Consider the following 21,285-nt stretch of genomic DNA (forward strand, 5'->3'; position numbering starts at 1 on the left):
TTTTCCCAAGGAGATGATCATGACCGACCGATCGAAGACAACATCCGTCAGCCGCCGCACGCTGCTCAAGGGCGCGGCGGGCGTCGCCGGTCTCGCCGGCTCGGGCACGCTGCTCAGCGCGCCCTATGTCCACGCAGCCGACGCCAAGGTGCTGCGCTATCTCGGCACCGCCGTGAACGAGGGCGACGAGATCTCGAAGAAGTGCCTCGCCGACACCGGCATCAAGATCGAATACATCACGGCGACGACCGACGACGTGACCAAGCGCGTCATCACCCAGCCGAACTCCTTCGACGTGCTCGACACCGAATATTTCTCGCTGAAGAAGCTGGTGCCGTCCGGCAACATCTTTCCGCTCGATGCGCGCAAGATCAAGGAGTTCGACAACATCACGCCCGTCTTCACCAAGGGCGAGCTGCCGAACGGCAAGAAGATCGGCGGCCAGGGCACCGCGCCGTGGAAGGTGCTCTATCTCGACGGCCCGAACTCCAAGACGTTCTCGGCGACGCCGACCGAGTTCGTCACCTTGATCCCGACCGTGTACAATGCCGATACGCTCGGCATCCGTCCCGACCTGATCAAGCGCCCGATCAACTCCTGGGCCGAGCTGCTCAACCCCGAATTCAAGGGCAAGGCCTCGATCCTCAACATCCCCTCGATCGGCATCATGGACGCCGCCCTCGTCGTCGAGGCGACCGGCCAGTACAAATATGCCGACAAGGGCAACATGACCAAGGCCGAGATCGACCTGACGATGAAGGTCCTGACCGAGGCCAAGAAGGCCGGCCAGTTCCGCGCGTTCTGGAAGGACTTCAACGAGTCCGTCAACCTGATGGCCTCGGGCGAGACCGTGATCCAGTCGATGTGGTCGCCGGCGGTCACCAAGGTGCGCTCGATGGGCATCCCCTGCACCTTCCAGCCGCTCAAGGAAGGCTACCGCTCATGGGCCTCGGGCTTCTGCGTCTCCAAGGCGGTGGCCGGCGGCCCGAAGCTCGACTGGGCCTATGAGTTCGTCAACTGGTACTTGTCCGGCTGGGCCGGCGCCTATCTCAACCGCCAGGGCTACTACTCGGCCGTGCTCTCCACCGCCAAGGCCAACATGACCGAGGACGAGTGGGGCTATTGGATGGAAGGCAAGCCGGCGAAGGCCGACATCAAGGCGCCGGACGGCACCCTGATGGAGAAGGCCGGCGCCGTGCGCGACGGCGGCTCCTACGAGGACCGCATGGGCAACGTCGTGTGCTGGAACGCGGTCATGGACGAGAACGACTACATGGTCCGCAAATGGAATGAGTTCATCGCCGCCTGATGTGACGATCCCGGCCTGCCGCGCCGTGCTTTCCCGCGCGGCAGGCCTCCTTGTCTCTCTCCCCGCACACAGGACGACAGGTTGCATCCGTGGCCGTGACGATCGACAATTCGCCTGACAGCGTGGCGCCGGCGGAGAGCGCTTTGCGCAAGATCACCATGCGCTCGATCGCCTGGCTGCAGGCCGGCCCGATGATGCTGGTGTTCGCGCTGTTCTTCCTGTTGCCGCTCGTGCTCGTCGTCGTCGTCAGCGCCTGGGACTACAACGAATATGAGATGATCCCGGCGTTCAGCTTCCGCGGCTACACCGACACGTTCGAGGGCTGCGTCGCCAACCTGCCCGAACTGTGCACCATCCTGAAGACCTATCTCAAGACCCTGAAGCTCTGCCTGCTGACCTGGGGCCTGACGCTGATGATCGGCTTCTGGGTCGCCTATTTCCTCGCCTTCCACGTTCGCAGCAAGACCTGGCAGATCGTGCTGTCGCTGTTGTGCACGATCCCGTTCTGGACATCGAACGTGATCCGGATGATCGCCTGGATCCCGCTGCTGGGGCGCAACGGCCTCGTCAATCAGGGCCTGCAAGGTGTGGGCATCGTCAACAAGCCGATCGAATGGCTGCTGTTCTCCGAATTTTCGGTGGTGCTGGCGCTGGTGCACCTGTTCACGTTCTTCATGGTGGTGCCGATCTTCAATTCGATGATCCGCATCGACAAGCGGCTGATCGAGGCCGCCTATGATGCCGGCGCGTCGGGCTGGCAGACACTGGTCAACATCGTCATTCCGCTGTCGAAGCCCGGCATCGTGATCGGCTCGATCTTCGTGATCACGATCGTCATGGGCGACTTCGTCACCATCGGCGTGATGGGCGGCCAGCAGATTGCCTCCGCCGGCAAGATCATCGAAGCGCGCCTCTCCGCGCTGCAATTCCCGGCCGCCGCCGCCAATGCCGTGATCCTGCTCGGTATCACCATCATCATCATCTCCGCGCTGACGCGGATCGTCGACGTGCGCAAGGAGCTCTGAGCCATGGGCGACAAGCGGCCGCGCTCGTTCTACATCCTCGCCTTGTTCTTTTCGGCCTATGTGCTGTTCCTGTATGGGCCGATGATCGCGATCTACATCCTGTCATTCCAGGGGCCTGACGGCGGCCTCACCTTTCCGATGAACGGGGTGTCGCTGACCTGGTTCGGAAAAGTGTTTTCCGGCGGCGGCATCGTCGATATCGGCGCAGCGTTCAAGCGGTCGCTGGCGCTCGGGCTCGTCGTGATGGTGATCACCGTGGTGCTGTCGGTCGCCGCCGGCATGGCCTTCCGCAAGCCGTTCCGCGGCGCCTCGGTGCTGTTCTACACGGCCATCGCCAGCCTGATCATGCCGTCGATCATCACCTCGCTCGGCATAGCGCTCGAATTCCGGCTGATCGACGACTTCATCAACAAGCACGGCGCCGATGTCGGCCTGGGCTGGCTGGCGGACGGTTGGACCACCGCCATGGGCCTGTTCACCTCGGGCTTAGGTGCACACCTGACCTGGACCTTGCCGTTCGGCCTCCTGATCATGTTCGCGATCTTCAACCGCTTCGACGGCCGGCTGGAGGAAGCCGCGCGCGACCTCGGCGCCACGCCCTGGCAGACCTTCCGCCACGTCGTGCTGCCGATCATCCTGCCCAGCGTGGTCGGCATCGGCCTGTTCGGCTTTACGCTCTCCTGGGACGAGCTCGCCCGCTCCAGCCAGGCGATCGGCTCCGTCAACACCCTGCCGCTGGAGCTGCAGGGCCTGACAACGACGGTGACGAAGCCCGACATCTACGCGCTGGGCACGCTGACCTCGGCGGTGTCGTTCGTGGTGATCTTCGCCGCGCTGTCCGTGATCCTGGTGCTGCAGGCCCGCCAGCGCCGCCAGGGCTCCGACGCTGGTAAGGGCATGGTGTAGCTGCATGAAAACGTAGGGTGGGCAAAGGCGCGCCGCGGTCGTCGCTCATTTGCAAAGGTGTCTCGCGCGCCGTGCCCACCGACCTCCCTCACCGGCACCGCCGGTGGGCACGCGGCGCCTGACGGTGCCGCTTTGCCCACCCTACACGGGCATCAACTCACAGCCCCAGATACGCCTTCCGCACATCCTTGTTGCCGCTGATCTCCGCTGCCGTGCCCTGCATCAGCACACGGCCGGTCTGGAGGATGTAGGCGCGGTCGGCGATCTCCAGGCATTCGGCCATGCGCTGCTCGACGATCAGCACGGTCATGCCGGCATCGCGGATGCGCTTGACGGCCTGGAAGATCTCGTCGACCAGCTTCGGCATGATGCCCTGCGACGGCTCGTCGAGCATCAGGAGCCGCGGCCGCGTCATCAGCGCGCGGCCGATCGCCAGCATCTGCTGCTCGCCACCGGACAGCGTTTCCGCGCGCTGCTCCAGCCGCTCCGACAGCCGCGGAAACAGCTTGAACACGAAGTCGAGCGGCTCCTCGCGATTGGCCTCGCCGCGATACAGATAGCTGCCGAGCCTTAAGTTGTCGCGCACCGAGAGCCGCGGAAACAGCCGGCGGTTCTCCGGCACATAGGCGATGCCCTTGGCGGTGATCAGATGCTGCGCCATGCCGTCGATGCGATTGCCGTCGAAGGTGACAGTGCCCGCACGCGGCCGCTCGGCGCCGGCGATCGACTTCAGCAGCGTCGACTTGCCGGCGCCATTGGCACCGGCGACGCAGACGATCTCGCCCTTGTTGACGTCGATCGAGACATTCGAGATCGCGACCAGGCCCTGATAGGCGGTGGTAACGTCACGCACCGACAGCATGGCGGTCTCCAAGATAGGCGGAAATGACTTTGGGATCGCGGACGACATCCTTGGGCTTGCCTTCGATCAGCACCTTGCCGAGATCGAGCACGATGGCGCGATCGACCAGCGGCATCACGATCTCCATGACGTGCTCGACCATCAGCACCGTGATGCCGGTGTCGCGCACGCGGCGCACGAGTTCGACGCCCTTCTGCGACTCGACGGGCGTGAGGCCGGTCAGCACCTCGTCGAGCAGCAGCAGCTTCGGCTCGGTCGCGAGGGCGCGGGCCACTTCCAACCGCCGCTTCTCCGACGGGACGAGATCGCTCGCCAGCACGTCGGCACGCGTATCGAGCCCGCAGAAGGCCAGCACGTCATGCGCCTTCCGCCGCGCCTCGCGCATGACAGTGTTGCGCACCAGCGCGCCGACGATGACGTTCTCGATCACCGTCATGCTCTCAAAGCTCTTCACGACCTGGAAGGTGCGGCCGATGCCACGCTGGCAGCGCTCGGCCGCCGGCAGCGCCGTGACGTCCTCGCCGTCGAAGATGATCGCGCCTTCAGTCGGCTTGAACGCGCCGGCAATCAGGTTGAACAAGGTCGACTTGCCGGCGCCGTTCGGCCCGATCAGGCCGACGATCTCGCCGCGCCCGACCGAAATCGAGACGTCGGAGTTCGCGGTCAGGCCGGAGAAGCGCTGGGTGATGTTGCGGGTTTCCAACAGCGCGGTCATGACGCCACCGCCTCTCGGACCGGCTGAGCAGCCCGCTTCGGCTTGCGGGAGAACAGGCTGACCAGCCCCTGCGGCCTTGCCAGCGAGATCGCGATGATCAGGCCGCCATAGACGATGAGATCGACGCCGCGGCCGGACCCACCAATATATGAACGCGTCAGCTCGGTCAGCGGGATCAGGATGACGGCACCGAGCATCGGGCCCCACAAGGTGCCGATGCCTCCGAGCACGGCAGGCAGCGCCATCAGCAACGAGAACTGGAAGCCCATGACGCTCTCGGGGTCGATATAGGTGACGTACATCGCGTAGAAGCCGCCGCCGACGGCAACGAGAAACGCCGACACGGCCGCAGCGCCCATCTTGGAATTGAACACGACAACGCCCAAGCTCTCGGCCGCGACCGGATTGTCCTTCACGGCCCGCCACCAATAGCCCCATTTCGAATCCTCTAGCCACCAGGTCACGAACCAGGCGACGCAGGCCAGCGCGAGCGCGAAGTAGAAGTATGGCAGCTTGTTCTTGGCGAATTGAAGCGCGAGCCAACTATCTTGTTTCGACATCGGGATGGTGATGCCGAGCGCTGCTCCCGCCCATTCCCAATTCTGGAACAGCACGAGAGTGATCTCGGCGATCACGATGGTGGCAATGACGAAATAGTGTCCGCCCAGCCGGAAGCAAGGATAGCCGAGCGCCATCGCGATGACCGCAGACATTAGCCCACCGGCGAACATGCCGAACCAGGGCAGCATCCCGAACTTGGTGTACAGAAGCGCGGTGACGTAGGCGCCGAGCCCGAAATACAGCGCGTGCCCGAGCGAGATCTGGCCGCAATAGCCGGACAGGATGTTCCAGCTCTGCGACAGCGCTGCATACATCAGGGTCATGATCATCATGTTCTGGATGTACACGTCGGTGACGTAGCGCGGCACCTGGCTCGCGACCAGTGCCAGGCATGCCGCAATGATGAGGTCGCGCCGGCGACGTTGAAGGAATACCTTGTCCATCAGATCGATCCGAACAGGCCGCGCGGGCGGATGAAGACGACGAGGAGATAGACGCCGTAGATGCCGACGGTCTTGAGTGACGGCGGCAGGATCAGCGTGGTGATCGCCTCGACCAGGCCGACGACGATGCCGCCGGCGAAGGCACCGAACACGCTACCGAACCCACCGAGCGCCACCGTCACATAGGCGATGGTCGCGAACGACGCACCGACATCGGGAAAGACGTAGAAGAAGATCGCCATGACCGCGCCGGCAAGACCGACCAGCGCCGCGCCTAGGCCCCAGCCGAGCGCGAACACCTTGTTCTTGTCGATGCCGACCAGCGCCACCGCGCCGGCGTCCTCACGCGTCGCCTCCAGCGCACGGCCGAAATCGGTGCGATGGATGAAGAAATAGAGCCCGGCGAAGGCCGCGATCGCGATCAGCGCGCCGACCAGTTGCGGCTGCGGCAGGTAGATCCCCGCGATCGAGATCGTCTTGCCGCCGAGCCAGGAGTGCGGAATGCTGCGATAGTCCGGCGTGAAGAAGTACTGCGCGACCCCGCGCATCAGCACCGCGAGCCCGAAGGTGGAGAAGATCTGCACCATGCCGGTATTGGCCTTGGCACGGACCGCGAATCTGACGATCAGCAGATAGACCACCGCGCCGAACACGAACAATGCCGCGGCGACCAGCGGCGCTGCAAGCAACGGGTCGAGCGCGAAGAACGCGAACAGGAAGAAGGTCGCGTACATCGCGATCATCAGGAACTCGCCATGGGCGAAGTTCACGACGTCCATCAGCCCGAAGATGAGCGCCAGCCCCACGGCGATCAGGCCGTAGAGCAGGCCCATCAAGAGGCCGCTGGCGAGACTTTGGATGATTGTTTCTGCTGTCACAGATCTTGCCCCACTCTCGATGTGACACTTGGTGTCGTCCTGGCGAAAGCCAGGACCCATAACCACGACTGTTTTTGTGGGGCACGACGACGACCAATCATCGTCCAACCACGGCCTCGGAGTATGGGTCCCGGGTCGGCGCCGCCACGCGCTGACGCGCGTCGCGGCTTGCCCGGGACGACACTCGAGGTTGCTACTTCATCGGCCAGGTGGCTTGGGCCACCGCGGCCTGGGTCGGGAAGATGGTGACGAATTTGCCGCCGACATATTGCAGCAGCACCGGGTCGGCGTCGTTGTTCTGACCGCTCTCGTCGAACTTCACCCGCTTCCACGGCATGATGGTCTGCTCGCCCGGCATGTCGGTCGCGGCCAGCGCGTCGCGGATCTTCTCGCCATCGGTAGACTTGGCGCGGTTGATGGCATCGGCCATCACGATCAGGCCCATGAACTGGCGCGAGGAGTAGTCGTTGAAGTCCTTGCCCGACTTGGCCTTGAACATGTCGTTGATCTTGCCGACCATCGGCCGCTTGGCGGCGAGATCGAGCGAGAACGAGCCGCGCGAGATCACGCCTTCGAGCTTGTCGCCGACCGCGTCATACAGCGCCTTCTCCGAGAAGCCGGCGTCCTGCGCCACGATCGCATTCGGCTTGTAGCCGAGCTCGGCCATGGTCTTGACCAAGAGGATGCCGTCGGTGGTGTAGCTCGACGGCATCAGCGCGTCGGCATTGGCCGCCTTGAGCTGCTGCACCTCGGCCGACAGCGACGGCGAGTTGGCGCGGTACTTGATGTCGGCGACGATCTTGTAGCCGCGCTCATTGGCGAGCTTGAGCTGGGCGTTGCTCGAATCCGTACCGAAGATGGTGTCCTCGTGGAACAGCGCGAGCGTCTCGATCTTGGTGCCCTTCTTCTTCATCGCATCGAAGAAGTCGAACATCGCCTGCGAGAACATCTCGTCATGCGGCGCGGCGCGGAAATAGTATTTCAAGCCGCGGCGATGCAGGCTCGGCGAGGAGTTGTCGGCGGAGAGATACGGGATCTGGTAGCGCTCGCAGATCTGGCTCGCGGTGACCGCGACGGCACTCTGATAGGAGCCGATGACGGCTGCGACCTTCTCCTGCGTGATCAGGCGCTCGGCCTCGGCGCGGCCCTTCTGCGGATCCGCCTGATGATCGGCGAACACCAGCTTGATCTTGGCGCCGCCGAGACCCGGCAGACCCTCGGTACGGGCCAGCGGCAGGTCGTAGTCGTATTTGCCGTTGATGATCTCGGCCGCCGTCTCGAACGCGCGCTGCGCGTCGACGCCGATCTGGGCGCTGGCGCCCGAGAACGGATAGATGACGCCGATCTTCACTTCCGACGTCTGGGCGCGGGCGGCGATCGGACCGAGAGCAGCGGCAGCGGTGGCTCCAAGCAGGACGTTACGGCGCGTAATGGTCATGGCAAGATCCTCTGATGAAAGCGCATCGATGAAGCGGTTGACGTCGGTGGTAAAGGCTCAAAAAGCAGCACAAGCTGGCTGACTAGAGGACGGCGAGATCCTTGTTCCTGAGATCAGTGATCAGCATCAGGCCCGGCGCGTGGGTGATGGCGAAGGGCAGCTTGGCCGCGGCGATGACCGCCTGCGGTGTGACGCCGCAGGCCCAGAACACAGGGATTTCGTCCGCGGCGACGGGCACCGGATCGCCGTAGTCCGGCGTGTTGATATCAGCGATGCCGATCTGCTCAGGATGACCGAGATGCACCGGCGCGCCGTGCACCGCGGGAAAGCGCGTCGTGATCTGCACGGCGCGGATCGCCTGCGCCGGCTTGAACGGGCGCATCGACACCACCATCGGTCCCGCGAACGGCCCCGACGGCGTGCAGGCGATGTTGGTGCGGTACATCGGCACGCGACAGCCCTGCTCGATGTGGCGGATCGGCAGACCGTCCGCCATCAGCGCCTCCTCGAACGAGAACGAGCAGCCGAGCACGAAGGTGACGAGGTCGTCGCGCCAGTGCGAGCGCAAATCGGTCGGCTCCTCGACCATCTCGCCATCGCGCCAGACGCGATAGCGCGGCACGTCGGTGCGGATGTCGAGGTCGGCGCCGAGCGCCGGAATGAAAGGATTGCCCGGTTCGGACATGCCGATGATCGGACACGGTTTTGGATTGAGCTGGCAGAAGCGGTGGAAGGCGCCAGCGTACGCCTCGGGGATAATCGCCAGATTGCCCTGGACGAAGCCGTTTGCGACCCCCGCCGTGCTCCAGCCCCTGCCGGTGCGATAATCCAGGCGGGCTTGATGGCTCGGGAGAAGTTCACTCCCACCCGCTGATTGCTGCAGTGCCGCAGAAACAGTCATTTGTGCCACTTGCCTAATATCTCGACAAACTCACTGAACATCAGCCATGCTATAAAGTCTAATCTTCGTTTTTAATCGGGATCGATAAGACAAATTGATCCGAGCGGGGCGCGATGTTGGATTTCCGTTCCATCGAGACCTTCCTCTGGGTGGTGAAGCTTGGCAGCTTTCGCGGCGCAGCGCAGCGCCTGAACACCACTCAGCCGGCCATTTCCCAGCGGATCGCCCAGCTCGAGCGCGAGCTCGGCGTCAAGCTGCTCAACCGCGACCACCGCGTGGCGTCGCCGACTGCGAGCGGACGGCAGATGCTGGTGTATGCCGAGAAGCTGATCGGCCTGCGCGCGGAGATGCTGGCCGAGGTCGGCGACCGCTCCGCGATGCGCGGCGTGCTTCGGCTCGGCGTCGCCGAGACCATCGTGCACGACTGGCTGCCGCGGCTGATCAAGAGCGTCAACGAGAGCTATCCGAACCTCTCGCTGGAGATCGAGGTCGACGTCACGCCGAACCTGCATGCGCGGCTGCTGGCGCAGGAGATCGAGCTCGCCTTCGCGCTCGGCTCGCCGTCCGCGTCGGGCATCCGCAGCCGCGTGCTGTGCGACTATCCGATCAGCTTCCTGGCCAGCCCCTCTTTGGGTTTCGGCAAAGGCCTGATCACGGCGGAGCAGATGGCACGGTTTCCAATCATCACCTTCCCGCGCAACACCCAGCCCTACGACAATGTGCGCTCGCTCTTCAATCGCCCGCATCTGCCGCCGATGCGTCTGCACGCCAGCGCCTCGCTGGCGACCGTGATCCACATGGCCGTCGAGGGCCTCGGTGTCGCCGTCATTCCCGCGGCGATCGTCGCCAACGAGATCGAGCGCGGACGCCTGCAGGAGCTCAAGACGGATTTGCGGATTCCGCCGCTGACCTTCACGGCGAGCTGGCTGTCGTCCCCCGAGATGGTCGCGATCGAGCGCGTCGCCGAGCTCGCAGCCAGGACGGCGCAGACGGCCAGCCATCCGGCGGCATCGGTTGACGCCATCGTCGCGGCGCGCGATGGACAGGATGCCGGAGTACAGGGATTTCAAGCATGAGCCGCGCCGTCACCAATCTGCAGATCGATTCCGCCCGCCTCTGGGACAGCATTCACGAGACCGCCAGGTTCGGCGCGACGCCGAAGGGCGGCGTGCGGCGGCTGACCTTGAGCCAGGAGGACAAGCAGGTCCGCGACTGGTTCCGCAAAGCCTGCGAGGATGCCGGGCTCGACGTGCACGTCGACACGCTCGGCTCGATGTTCGCACTTCGCAAGGGCCGCGACATGTCGAAGCCGCCGGTCGGGCTCGGCTCGCATCTCGACACCCAGCCCACGGGCGGCAAGTTCGACGGCATTCTCGGCACGCTCGGCGCGCTGGAGGTGATCCGCACGCTCAACGATGCCGGCATCGAGACCGACGCGCCGCTCTGCATCGTCAACTGGACCAACGAGGAAGGCTCGCGCTTCGCGCCGGCGATGATGGCGTCGGCCGCCTATGTCGGCGACTTCACGGTCGAGGACATTTTGTCGCGGACAGATGCCGCAGGCATGACCGTGGGCGCGGCGCTGGACGAGATCGGCTATCGCGGCGAGACCAAGGTCGGCACGCAGAAATTCTCAGGCTTCGTCGAGCTGCACATCGAGCAGGGTCCGATTCTGGAGGCCGAAAACAAGACCATCGGCGTGGTCGATCACGGCCAGGGCGTGTTCTGGTACGACGGCAAGGTCACCGGCTTCGAGAGCCATGCCGGCTCGACACCGATGCCGCTGCGCCGCGACGCGCTGCTGGCGCTGTCGGAGTTCGCGCTCACCCTGGAGCAGATCGCGCTCAAGCTCGGACCGAACGCGGTCGCGACCATCGGCGAGGCCGTGATCGCCAATCCCTCGCGCAACGTGATCCCCGGCGAGATCGCCTTCACCATCGACTGCCGCAGCGCCAACGCCGATACGCTGGACGCGCTCGATGCCAGCCTGCGTGCGGCGGCGAGCGAGATTTCCAAGAAGCGCAAAGTCGAGATCGCGATCGACCAGGTCTGGCGCAAGCCGCCGACGCACTTCGATCCCAAGCTGGTCGATGCCGTCGAGCGCGCTGCCGGCACGCTCGGCTATTCGCACCGGCGCATCACGTCGGGAGCGGGCCACGATGCCTGCAATCTCAACACGATCATGCCGGCCGCGATGGTGTTCGTGCCCTGCAAGGATGGCATCAGCCACAACGAGCTCGAGGATGCCACGCAATCCGACTGCGCCGCCGGCGCCAACGTGCTGCTGCACACCGTGCTGTCGCTGGCGGGCGTGGCGTCGTAGTTGCGACGTCAGCGACTATCAGCAATCGATTCCAGATCTTCATCGCGCAGGCACGCTAGGAACCCCTCCCCCTTGCGGGGAGGGGTAGGGGGGTGGGGGTCCACAGCGGCGGTGTCGCCCGGGGGCCCCCCTCCCCAGCCCTCCCCCACAAGGGGGGAGGGAGCAGACCTCGTCCTGCGCGACCATTTTGCCTACTTCCTAGAGGAGATCCTCACGTGCGCGGAGTTTTCATCGACGCCAACGAGTCGCTTGCCGAGATCTTCGAGCGGCAGCGCAAATCGGGCGATCCCGAGATGCGCGTGCATCTCGATCCGGACATCAAGCCGGACGACTGGCCCGCCATTCTCGATGGCGCCGAGATCGGCGTGGTCGATCACACCGCCCTGCCCACCGAGGTCGCGAAGCAGTGCAAGGGGCTCAAGCACGTCGTGTTCCTCGGCACCGGCGCGCGCAGCTACATGAATCCGGAGGAGCTGGCCGATCTCGGCATCACCGTGCACCTGATCAAGGGCTATGGCGATACGGCGGTGGCAGAAGCAGCGATCGCACTGATGTGGGCCTCGGCCCGCGGCATCGCGCAGATGGACCGCGAGATGCGCGCCGGCAACTGGCTGCGCGATGACGGCATGCAGTTGACCGGCAAGACCCTCGGCCTGATCGGCTTCGGCGGCATCGCCGCGGAGGTCGCGCGCATCGCGTCCGGCAGCGGCATGAAGGTGATCGCCTGGAACCGCTCGCCGAAGAGCCATCCGGGCGTGGAGTTCGTCGATCTCGACACGCTGCTCAAGGAGAGCCACGTCGTCTCGCTGCATCTCCTGCTCAACGACGAGACCCGCGGCTTCCTGTCCCGCGACCGCATCGCGCAGATGCGGCCGGGCGTGATCTTCGTGAACACCGCCCGCGCGGCCATCGTCGACGAAGCAGCGATGATCGACGCCCTGCGCTCCGGCCACATCCGCCACGCCGGCCTCGACGTCTTCAACACCGAGCCGCTGCCGGCCGGCCACGTGCTGACCACGATCCCGAACGTGACGCTGTCGGCGCATTCGGCGTTCCGCACCCCGGAAGCCAGCGAGAACCTGATTCACGCGGCGTGGGAGCACTGCCGCAGGGTGGCGAAGAAGTAGTTGTTGACGCGTAGGGTGGGCAAAGCGGCCGCCGCTAGGCGGCAGCGTGCCCACCATCGATCAGCACAGTCTGAAGCGAGACGGTGGGCACGGCGCCACAACGATCTCGTAGCAGGATGCAGCAAGGCCGCGCCTTTGCCCACCCTACGGCTCTCTCCTGCGTCATTGCGAGCGCAGTGAAGCAATCCAGAGTCCCGCGACGCCCCCGGATCGCTTCATCGCTGCGTTCGTCGCAACGACGTTGTTGCCCGACCTGGCACCACTGTCATCGCAGCGAACGCGATCGCCGCGTCTGCCACGATCTCACCGCACGCCTCGGTGTCGTCATGGCCGCTGCGATCAGCCGCGGATGACCTTGAGACCGGAAGCCGCGAGCTGAGCAGCGACATGATCTTCAGCGGCCACACCGATGGAAATCGCCGCTTTCGCGCCGGGATCGATCGGGAGGCCGAGCCCGTTTTCAAGGTCAACGAGGCCGTCGCGGTGCCCGACAATGACACAAGCGTTCTGGTCACCGCTGAAAAGGTTGGCGAACCGCTCCGGCCGATCCGCCGCGGCCAGCGCGGCATTGAGGCCGTTCAGCACTGCTGACAGGTCTGTCCAATCACCCATGAATTCCGGAGAGAAGCGCGCGGGCTGCCCGGCAACCAGGCAACTCACCTCACGGCACGCCTCGCCGTCCATCTGCAGCGCGATGTCCGTGATCGTCACGCGCGGCCCGCCGATACGTGCCAGCTCCTGCAATAACGCCTCGTAATCGGGCACGGGGCCCCACTCGGTGTCAAAGATGTAGATCGCACGCAAGCGCTGCAGCAATGTCGTGACGGCCTTGAATCCGTCGCCACGGTTCAAAGCCTTTTGCATCTTGTTGATGACAGCCGGCTTGATCAGCTTGCGGCGGTCCTCGGCCACGACGCCGCTGGTGATCAGCCTTTCGATGAGGGCGCCCGCGTCCAACGCGGCGATCGTGACCCGGACGGTGAAGGCAGTCCATGGATCGAACCGATCGAGGTGCCTTGCGAGGATCGGGGTCGTCGCCTGACCAAGCGAGATCAGAGCTTGCGCCGCTGCGGATGGAGCCCAGCCGTTCTGACTGTCGGTCAGCGTGCGCTCCAGTGCGGCAAGCACCTCGGGCGTCGCAGCGCGCCGACCGAGCCGGGCAATGGCCAAAGCGACGGCGTGGGTAACGGACGTATCGTCGATCAGTTCGAGCAGGACTCCCAGCGCTCCCGGCCCACGCAGGCCAACGAGACGATCGAGAGCGTGGCCACGGACCCATCCTTCCAGTTTCGAGCGCGCGACACGCTCGAGGAAATCGGCTTCCCAGGACGGAGCCGCCGCCTTCAGCGTGTCGAGCATGCGCCGGACGTCGTTGGCGGTGCCGTTGTCCGTCTTGTGCAGCGCTGTCGCGATCTCATCGCGCATGAGGATGGCGATGGCATCGCGCTGGGTAGCATCGGCCTCCTGCTCCGCGAACTGTTGCATTGCATAAATCGCCGACGACCTCCGCCGATCGAAGAGGCTGGTCTTGCTGCCTCTGCGGAATGCCCTTCGCATGTCCGCCAGGGTCTTCAACCCCTGCGGCCCTATGGAGTGCTGCCATTCGATGTAGAAGGCGTATCCCCAGAAGCCCAGCAGGGCTGCGCAGAACAGGAAAAATGAGCCCCAGACCAGGATCGCGGCCGTCCACGTCGTCATTGCCCAGTCGTCCCGATCTCGACGTGTCTCGCTTCTATGGCCATGACGCTGGCGACAAGCTTCGACCGTTGGTCGGGACGACTTTTACCGACTAGTCCACCATGTCCGCGACGGCCTTGCCGCACGCGGTCGTATCCGCATTGCCGCCGAGATCCCGCGTGCGCAGCGTGCGTTCGGCCAGCGTCCGCTCGATCGCGCCGACGATCGACTGCGCCGCGGTCTTCTCGCCGAGATGCTCCAGCATCATCGCGCCCGACCAGATCATGCCGATCGGGTTGGCGATGCCCTGCCCCGCGATGTCGGGCGCCGAGCCGTGCACGGGCTCGAACACCGACGGGAAATTGCGCTCGGGATTGATGTTGCCCGACGGCGCGATGCCGATGGTGCCGGTGCAGGCCGGGCCGAGATCCGACAGGATGTCGCCGAACAGGTTGGAGCCGACGACAACGTCGAACCAGTCCGGGTGCAGCACAAAGTTCGCGGTGAGGATGTCGATGTGGTACTTGTCCCACTTCACGCCCGGATAGTTCTTCGCCATCGCCTCGACGCGCTCGTCCCAGTAAGGCATCGTGATCGAGATGCCGTTGGACTTCGTCGCCGAGGTCAGGTGCTTCTTCGGCCGCGACTGCGCCAGTTCGAAGGCGAACTTCAGGATGCGATCGACGCCGGTGCGCGTCATCACCGTCTGCTGGGTGACGAACTCGCGGTCGGTGTCCGGAAACATGCGGCCGCCGACGGAGGAATACTCGCCTTCGGTATTCTCGCGCACCACCCAGAAATCGATGTCGCCGGGCTTGCGACCCGCCAGCGGCGACGGCACGCCGGGCATCAGCCGCACGGGACGCAGATTGACGTACTGATCGAACTCGCGGCGGAACTTGATGAGCGAGCCCCACAGCGACACATGGTCTGCGATCTTGGCGGGCCAGCCGACGGCGCCGAAATAGATCGCGTCATGGCCGCCGATCTGCGCCTTCCAATCGTCCGGCATCATCTGGCCGTGCTTCTCGTAATAGTCGTAGCTCGAGAAGTCGAAATGATCGAACTGCACCGCGACGCCGTGCTTCTTGGCCGCCGCCTCGATCACGCGAATGCCCTCGGGCATGACCTCCTTGCCGATGCCGTCGCCGGGAATGACTGCGATGCGATAGGGCTTCTTGCTCATCGAGCGGATCCTTGGTCGTTTACGCCGGTACGCCCGGCTGAAATGGCGAATGCCTGAATGAACCAAACCACGCCCAAGCGCAACGCTGCGGTGCAAGATTGACCGCATGGCTGACGCGCCAGACAATCCTATCTCCTCACCCATCCCAGCGAGCACGTCCATGGACCTTCATCTGCGCGGCAAGCGCGTTCTCATCACCGGCGCGTCCAAGGGGATCGGTGCCGCAGCCGCCGAAGCCTTCGCCGAGGAAGGCTGTCACGTCAGGCTTGCAGCGCGCAGTGGCGACCGGCTCGCGGCGCTGGTCGAGCAGCTGCGATCGAAGCATCAGATCGATGCGGCCGCGCATGTCGTGGACCTGCGCAAGAGCGAGGACGTCGCGCGGCTGGCCGAAGCCGCTTCCGATATCGACATCCTCGTCAACAATGCCGGCGACATCCCGGGCGGCGCGATCGACAAGATCGACGAGGCGGCCTGGCGGCATGCCTGGGACCTGAAGGTGTTCGGCTTCATCAATCTGACGCGCCTGGTCTATGCGCAGATGAAGGCGCGCGGGGCCGGCGTCATCATCAACGACATCGGCGCGGCCGGCGAGAAGTTCGACGCCAACTACATCTGCGGCAGCGCCGGCAATGCGGCGCTGATGGCCTTCACCCGCGCGCTCGGCTCCAAGAGCCTCGCCGACAACATCCGCGTCGTCGGCCTCAATCCCGGGCCGGTCGGCACCGATCGCCACATCACTCTGCTCAAGACCCGCGCCAAGCATCAGTTCGGCGACGAGAGCCGCTACACCGAATTCCAGAAGAGCCTGCCGCTCGGCCGCCCCGCGCATGTCAGGGAGATCGCCGACCTCATGGTGTTCCTCGCCTCGGACCGTGCGGGCTACACCTCCGGCGTGATCTATACCGTCGATGGCGGCATCAGCGCAGGGTGGGGTTAATCCTACTGCGTCACAACCACCGCCATTCCGGGGCGAGGCCGGAGGCCTTGAACCCGGAATCTCGAGATTGTCTTGCGTCCGTTCCTAAGCAATCTCGGGATTCCGGGTTCAATCGTCAACGCGCAGCCGCTTCGCGCCTTCGCCTTGACGATTGCCCCGCGGAATGACGGTGGAAACCGCAACCGTTCGGCTCTTGTGAAGCAGTGGGGCTTACGGCTGCAACCTTTCCAGCCCAGGCGAAACGTGATCTACAGCGAAGCGCCGGGACGCTTGCCATCAGGAGAACTGCACTTTGGCCGACCAGGGACTGATCCGTGAGACCGCCTGCGCCGTCGTCGACAGGTTGAAGGCCGGCGAGGTCACGCCGCTCGATTGCCTCGACGCACTGGAAGCGCGCATCAAAGCCGTCGACGACAAGGTCAACGCGCTGCCGACCCTGTGCTTCGACCGCGCCCGCAAGCACGCCAAGGCGCTGATGCAGAAGCCGGTTGCCGAGCGCGGGGTGCTCGCCGGGCTGCCCGTCCCGATCAAGGACCTCACGGATGTCGCCGGCGTGCTCACCACGCAAGGGTCGCCGATCTTCAAGGACCGGATTCCGGAACGCTCCGATCTCTTGGTCGATCATCTCGAAGCCAATGGCGGCGTGATCTATGCCAAGTCGAACACGCCGGAGTTCGGCGCCGGCGCCAACACGTTCAACGAGGTGTTCGGCGCGACGCTCAATCCCTGGGACACGTCCCGCTCGGCGGCAGGCTCCTCGGGCGGCGCTGCAGTCGCGCTCGCGACCGGCATGGCCTGGCTCGCGCATGGCTCCGACATGGGCGGCTCGCTGCGCAATCCCGCGAGCTTCTGTGGCATCGTCGGCCTGCGCCCGAGCTTCGGCCGCGTCGCGCATACACCGGCCGTGGCCGTCGACCGCAATCTCGGTGTCCAGGGCCCGATGGCCCGCAACGTCGAGGATCTCGCGCTGCTGCTCGACGCGATGAGCGGCGAGCACGCCGCCGATCCGATCTCGCTGCCCTCGCCTGCGACGTCGTTCTTGGCCGCGGCACGCTCCGGCAAGAGGCCGGTTCGCGTTGCCTACTCTCCGGATCTTGGCATCACGCCCGTCGATCCGGAAGTCGCGGCGGTCACGCGCAAGGCGGCACAGCGCTTCGCCGAGTTGGGCGTGATCGTCGAGGAGGCGCATCCCGATTTCAGCGAAGCGCACGAATGCTTCCACGTGCTGCGCGCGCTCGACTTCGCGATGAGCAAGGCCGAGCTGTTGCGCACCAAGCGCGACCTGTTGAAGCCGGAAGTGATCTGGAACATCGAGGAAGGGCTGAAGCTGACGGTCGCGCAGATCGCGCGCGCCGAAGCCCAGCGCGTGGCGATCACCGCGCGCGCCGTCAAGTTCTTCGAGACCTATGATCTGCTGCTGGCGCCGGCCACCATCGTACCGCCCTTCCCGGTCGAGAACCGCTACGTCGCCGAATGCGCCGGGCATAAGTTCGACAACTACGTGCAATGGCTCGGCATCGTCTACGCGATCACGCTGGCCTGCTGCCCAGCCCTGTCGCTGCCCTGCGGCTTCACGGCGTCGGGTCTTCCGGTCGGACTGCAAATGGTCGCGGCACCGCACGCCGACGCCCAGCTGCTCGCAGGCGCCAAGGCGCTGGAGGACGTCCTCGGCGTTGCCGGCTCGACCCCGATCGATCCGCGCGCGCCGAAGGGCTAAGTATCGACAGCCTGGTCCAGCTTGCTGGGCCAGGCTGAGTTCCCCAGCGGCCACATGATGCTTGAAAAGCATTGGGCCGGAGCCTCGCTCTCCTATGATCTCGGTCGTGCCGATCATGCCATGCGCGATACCAAGCATACGTCGACGATGCACCGGCAGGCGTGAGCAGAACCAACCGACGAGGTGCCGTCATGGCTGACGAGTCCGGGCTGCCGCCCGAGAGCAAGCTGACCCGCAGCAAGGAGCGCTGGGCTCACGAGGGCAAATTCCTGACCGGCCGGATCGTGCGGCCCGAGGACCAGCGCCTGCCGCCGGGCCAGCATCTGACCCGCGACTGGCCGGTGCTCGATCTCGGCCTGACGCCCTCGGTCACATCAGAGCGCTGGCGGCTCGACGTCTATGGCGCGGTGGAAAATCCTCTGTTCTGGGATTTCTCCGCCTTCCTCGCCCAGGAGCAGCGCCAGTTCACATCCGACATTCATTGCGTGACGACCTGGTCGCGCTACGACAATCAATGGGAAGGGCTTGCGACGCGCGACCTGCTTGCCGCCTGCCGGCCGCGCGACACAGCCGATTTCGTCGTGCTGCATTCCAATGACGGCTACACCACCAACTTGACGCTGGAAGATTTCGCCGCCGAGGATGCACTGCTCGCACACAGTTGGTCCGGCGCGCCGCTCAGCCAGGAGCATGGCGGCCCGGTCCGCGTCGTGGTGCCGCATCTGTATTTCTGGAAGAGCGCGAAATGGCTGAAGGCGATCGAATTCCTGGACAAGGATGCGCCCGGCTATTGGGAGGTGCGCGGCTATCACAACCGCGGCGATCCCTGGGCCGAGCAGCGCTATTCGGACTGACGGGCTGACAGGACCGTAGGGTGGGCAAAGACGCGAAGCGTCGTGCCCGCCGCGGTCGCCGCTGAAATGAAGCTGAATTGAAGCTGAAAAGAAAAGAATGGTGGGCACGCTACGCTTTGCCCACCCTACGGGCTCAGTTTCCGAACGTGCCAGAGATATCGCATGGAGTTCACCTCAGAAACCGGCAAGATCCCCAAGGGCTACGGGTATCTTCTCAAGCCGAGCGTCATCCTCGCCGCACTGACCGCAAGAGATCTCGGCGGCATTCGCATCCACCTCGTTCGCAGCCACGGCAGGCGTCTGTTCGATGCGCGATATCGGCCGCCGGACGGCGGCATTCCTTATGAGCGTCTCAACATCAAAGTCGGCACCGCGCACGAGCGGGACTTGCCTGAACTTCGTCGACGCGCGAAGGACGAAGCCCTGCCCGCGCTCGTCCAATGGATTTCCGACCTCGTCGCGCAAGACCTGCCGACAGCGATCCGGCACGGCGAACAGGAGATCGAGCTTCTGCCTCCGCGGGACTGATCATTGCTGCGTCGCGTGCGCGATCGATGCTTGCCCGGCCCCCCGGCCCAGAAATATCCTCCTTGCATATTTCTGAAAATCGTGATTTATTCACCGCCATCCCGCCTCGTTGCAGAGGGGCGTATCGCGATCGTCACGGACGTGGAGCGCGGGATGCGGTGGGCGCAACGGGTTGCAGCGTGGTCTTCCATGCGGACGAACGATCCGGTGCGCACGGCGAAATCGTGTGGTCTCGGCGCCGCGGTGCTGGCGTCAAGTCGTGGTGCGGATGACGCGCATCGCGATGACGGGGGCAAGACAGCCGTTCCCCGGAGAGAGCACGTATAAGCCGTTCCAACCATTGCGCAGGGAAGGCCGGGATGTCCTCAGCCGAACCTGTGGTTCTGCCGCCTGCATTCTTTTCCGCAGGCGGGCCATGGGGGCGGCAGGCTCCCGACCTTCCCTGCGCCCTCTCGATTGCAGAGGGGCAAAGATCCGCAAAGCTCGGGCCGTTGCAGGGCCGCGAGAATGCGCCATCATGTCTGCTGGAATGGCCTTATCTGTTGTATGACGATGTGAGACGATGCGGTGTCATCGCCTCGAGCGGTAATGAAGACGCAACGAATGGGGCACAATATGCCGACCGAACGTTTCCAGTTTGAAGGCGCAAGCGGCGAGCAGCTTGCCGCTGCGCTCGACCTGCCCAACGGTTCGCCGCGCGCTTACGCGCTGTTCGCGCATTGCTTCTCCTGCGGCAAGGACACGCATGCGGCGCGGCGCATCGCCATGGCGCTGACGGCGCATGGCATCGCCGTGCTGCGGTTCGACTTCACCGGCCTCGGCTCCAGCGAAGGCGACTTCGCCAACACGACGTTCTCCTCCAACGTCGCCGATCTTGTCCGCGCCGCCAATCATCTGCGCGAGACCCGACAGGCGCCGGCGATCCTGATCGGCCACAGCCTCGGCGGCGCCGCCGTGCTGGCGGCCGCCGGCGACATTCCCGATGCGAAAGCCGTCGTGACGATCGCCGCGCCTTCGGATCCGGGCCATGTCACCAACATGTTCAAGGACGGCCTCGAGGCGATCCGCCGCGACGGCTCGGCCGAGGTCTCGCTCGCGGGGCGCCCGTTCCGGATCAGCAGCTCCTTCCTCGACGACATCGCCGAGCAGCGTCTGCTCGACAAGGTCAAGCATCTGCACAAGGCACTGCTGGTGATGCACTCGCCTGTCGACGAGACCGTCGGCATCGACAACGCGACCCACATCTTCGTCGCTGCCAAGCATCCGAAGAGCTTCATCTCGCTCGATCACGCCGATCATCTCATCAGCAGCAAAGCCGACGCCGCCTACATCGCCGAGGTGATCGCGAGCTGGGCCGGCCGCTACGTCGCACCGGCGCCGGTCGAGCCGGCGGCCACCGATGGCCCGCGCGACGTCGTCGTGCGCGAGACGCGGGCGAGCAAGCTGCAGCAGAGCATCGCGCTCGGGCCCCACCATCTCACCGCAGACGAGCCGCTCTCCGTCGGCGGCCAGGACACCGGCCCGGGCCCCTACGACCTTCTGCTCGCGGCGCTCGGCGCCTGCACCTCGATGACGATGCGGCTCTATGCCGATCGCAAATTGCTGCCGCTCGACCTGATCACCGTGACCCTGCGTCACAACAAGATCCATGCGGAGGACTGCGCGGCGTGCGAGACCAAGGTCGGGCTGATCGATCAGCTCGAGCGCGAGATCCACATGGACGGCGCGCTCGATGAGGAGCAGCGCAGGAAGCTGATGGAGATCGCCGACAAGTGCCCGGTGCACCGGACGCTGACGTCGGAGATCCGCATCGTCACGCGCGCGACGGAGTGAGCTCATTCGACTGAGTCACAACCACCGTCATTCCGGGGCAAGGCCGCAGGCCTTGAACCCGGAGT

General features: G+C 64.9%; 19 protein-coding genes. 11 read left to right on the top strand and 8 right to left on the bottom strand.

Going from position 1 to position 21,285, the window contains the following annotated elements:
- Positions 1 to 19 precede the first annotated feature (19 nt).
- The 3 genes from QW881_RS13050 (at position 20) to QW881_RS13060 (ending at position 3,240) form a co-directional block, all read left to right on the top strand.
- The gene (locus tag QW881_RS13050; protein WP_315757780.1) at positions 20 to 1,309 is read left to right on the top strand and encodes a PotD/PotF family extracellular solute-binding protein; all 1,290 of its coding nucleotides are present in this window, start codon (positions 20 to 22) and stop codon (positions 1,307 to 1,309) included.
- 89 nt (positions 1,310 to 1,398) lie between these two features.
- Positions 1,399 to 2,334 carry an ABC transporter permease gene (locus QW881_RS13055; protein WP_315757781.1) on the top strand — a complete coding sequence of 312 codons (936 nt, stop codon included), beginning with the start codon at positions 1,399 to 1,401 and terminating at the stop codon, positions 2,332 to 2,334.
- A 3-nt stretch (positions 2,335 to 2,337) separates the two neighbouring features.
- Positions 2,338 to 3,240, top strand: coding sequence for an ABC transporter permease (locus QW881_RS13060; protein ID WP_315757782.1), 903 nt, complete (start codon positions 2,338 to 2,340; stop codon positions 3,238 to 3,240).
- Positions 3,241 to 3,397: 157 nt separating this feature from the next.
- On the opposite strand, the gene QW881_RS13065 is transcribed toward QW881_RS13060, so the two are convergent.
- From QW881_RS13065 to QW881_RS13090, 6 genes are all read right to left on the bottom strand, one after another.
- On the bottom strand, positions 3,398 to 4,102 hold the full coding sequence (locus QW881_RS13065; protein WP_315737230.1) for an ABC transporter ATP-binding protein: 705 nt from the start codon (positions 4,100 to 4,102) through the stop codon (positions 3,398 to 3,400).
- A complete protein-coding gene (locus QW881_RS13070; RefSeq protein ID WP_315757783.1) occupies positions 4,086 to 4,817 on the bottom strand; it encodes an ABC transporter ATP-binding protein in 732 nt (243 codons plus the stop codon). Before QW881_RS13070 ends, QW881_RS13065 begins: the two co-directional genes overlap by 17 nt.
- Complete coding sequence (locus QW881_RS13075; RefSeq protein ID WP_315757784.1) at positions 4,814 to 5,821, bottom strand: branched-chain amino acid ABC transporter permease; 1,008 nt, start codon at positions 5,819 to 5,821, stop codon at positions 4,814 to 4,816. The genes QW881_RS13070 and QW881_RS13075 overlap by 4 nt, the downstream gene beginning before the upstream one ends.
- Positions 5,821 to 6,699, bottom strand: coding sequence for a branched-chain amino acid ABC transporter permease (locus tag QW881_RS13080; protein WP_315737227.1), 879 nt, complete (start codon positions 6,697 to 6,699; stop codon positions 5,821 to 5,823). Before QW881_RS13080 ends, QW881_RS13075 begins: the two co-directional genes overlap by 1 nt.
- Before the next feature lie 193 nt (positions 6,700 to 6,892).
- Positions 6,893 to 8,137 (bottom strand): ABC transporter substrate-binding protein, encoded by a 1,245-nt coding sequence (locus QW881_RS13085; RefSeq protein ID WP_315757785.1) that lies wholly within the window; start codon positions 8,135 to 8,137, stop codon positions 6,893 to 6,895.
- 82 nt (positions 8,138 to 8,219) lie between these two features.
- A complete protein-coding gene (locus QW881_RS13090) occupies positions 8,220 to 9,038 on the bottom strand; it encodes a putative hydro-lyase (RefSeq protein ID WP_315757786.1) in 819 nt (272 codons plus the stop codon).
- Positions 9,039 to 9,151: 113 nt separating this feature from the next.
- Between QW881_RS13090 and QW881_RS13095 the strand changes: the two genes are divergently transcribed.
- The 3 genes from QW881_RS13095 (at position 9,152) to QW881_RS13105 (ending at position 12,488) form a co-directional block, all read left to right on the top strand.
- On the top strand, positions 9,152 to 10,114 hold the full coding sequence (locus QW881_RS13095) for a LysR family transcriptional regulator (protein ID WP_315737224.1): 963 nt from the start codon (positions 9,152 to 9,154) through the stop codon (positions 10,112 to 10,114).
- Complete coding sequence (locus QW881_RS13100; protein WP_315757787.1) at positions 10,111 to 11,361, top strand: Zn-dependent hydrolase; 1,251 nt, start codon at positions 10,111 to 10,113, stop codon at positions 11,359 to 11,361. The genes QW881_RS13095 and QW881_RS13100 overlap by 4 nt, the downstream gene beginning before the upstream one ends.
- A 215-nt stretch (positions 11,362 to 11,576) precedes the next feature.
- Entirely contained in the window at positions 11,577 to 12,488 is a 912-nt protein-coding gene (locus QW881_RS13105; protein WP_315757788.1) for an NAD(P)-dependent oxidoreductase, read from the top strand.
- 339 nt (positions 12,489 to 12,827) lie between these two features.
- Here QW881_RS13105 and QW881_RS13110 read toward each other — a convergent pair whose 3' ends face one another.
- Complete coding sequence (locus QW881_RS13110; RefSeq protein WP_315757789.1) at positions 12,828 to 14,186, bottom strand: HEAT repeat domain-containing protein; 1,359 nt, start codon at positions 14,184 to 14,186, stop codon at positions 12,828 to 12,830.
- A gap of 91 nt (positions 14,187 to 14,277) precedes the next feature.
- Entirely contained in the window at positions 14,278 to 15,351 is a 1,074-nt protein-coding gene (locus tag QW881_RS13115; RefSeq protein WP_315757790.1) for a tartrate dehydrogenase, read from the bottom strand.
- 160 nt (positions 15,352 to 15,511) lie between these two features.
- Between QW881_RS13115 and QW881_RS13120 the strand changes: the two genes are divergently transcribed.
- From QW881_RS13120 to QW881_RS13140, 5 genes are all read left to right on the top strand, one after another.
- Complete coding sequence (locus tag QW881_RS13120) at positions 15,512 to 16,288, top strand: SDR family oxidoreductase (RefSeq protein ID WP_315757791.1); 777 nt, start codon at positions 15,512 to 15,514, stop codon at positions 16,286 to 16,288.
- Between the two features lie 292 nt (positions 16,289 to 16,580).
- Complete coding sequence (locus QW881_RS13125; protein ID WP_315757792.1) at positions 16,581 to 18,005, top strand: amidase; 1,425 nt, start codon at positions 16,581 to 16,583, stop codon at positions 18,003 to 18,005.
- Positions 18,006 to 18,196: 191 nt separating this feature from the next.
- Positions 18,197 to 18,859, top strand: a complete 663-nt coding sequence (locus QW881_RS13130; RefSeq protein WP_315757793.1) for a sulfite oxidase-like oxidoreductase — start codon at positions 18,197 to 18,199, stop codon at positions 18,857 to 18,859.
- Positions 18,860 to 19,021: 162 nt separating this feature from the next.
- Positions 19,022 to 19,387 carry a hypothetical protein gene (locus tag QW881_RS13135; RefSeq protein ID WP_315757794.1) on the top strand — a complete coding sequence of 122 codons (366 nt, stop codon included), beginning with the start codon at positions 19,022 to 19,024 and terminating at the stop codon, positions 19,385 to 19,387.
- Between the two features lie 615 nt (positions 19,388 to 20,002).
- On the top strand, positions 20,003 to 21,220 hold the full coding sequence (locus QW881_RS13140; RefSeq protein WP_315757795.1) for a bifunctional alpha/beta hydrolase/OsmC family protein: 1,218 nt from the start codon (positions 20,003 to 20,005) through the stop codon (positions 21,218 to 21,220).
- Positions 21,221 to 21,285: the final 65 nt, after the last annotated feature.

Source organism: Bradyrhizobium sp. SZCCHNS3016, from assembly GCF_032484535.1.
GTDB lineage: Bacteria > Pseudomonadota > Alphaproteobacteria > Rhizobiales > Xanthobacteraceae > Bradyrhizobium.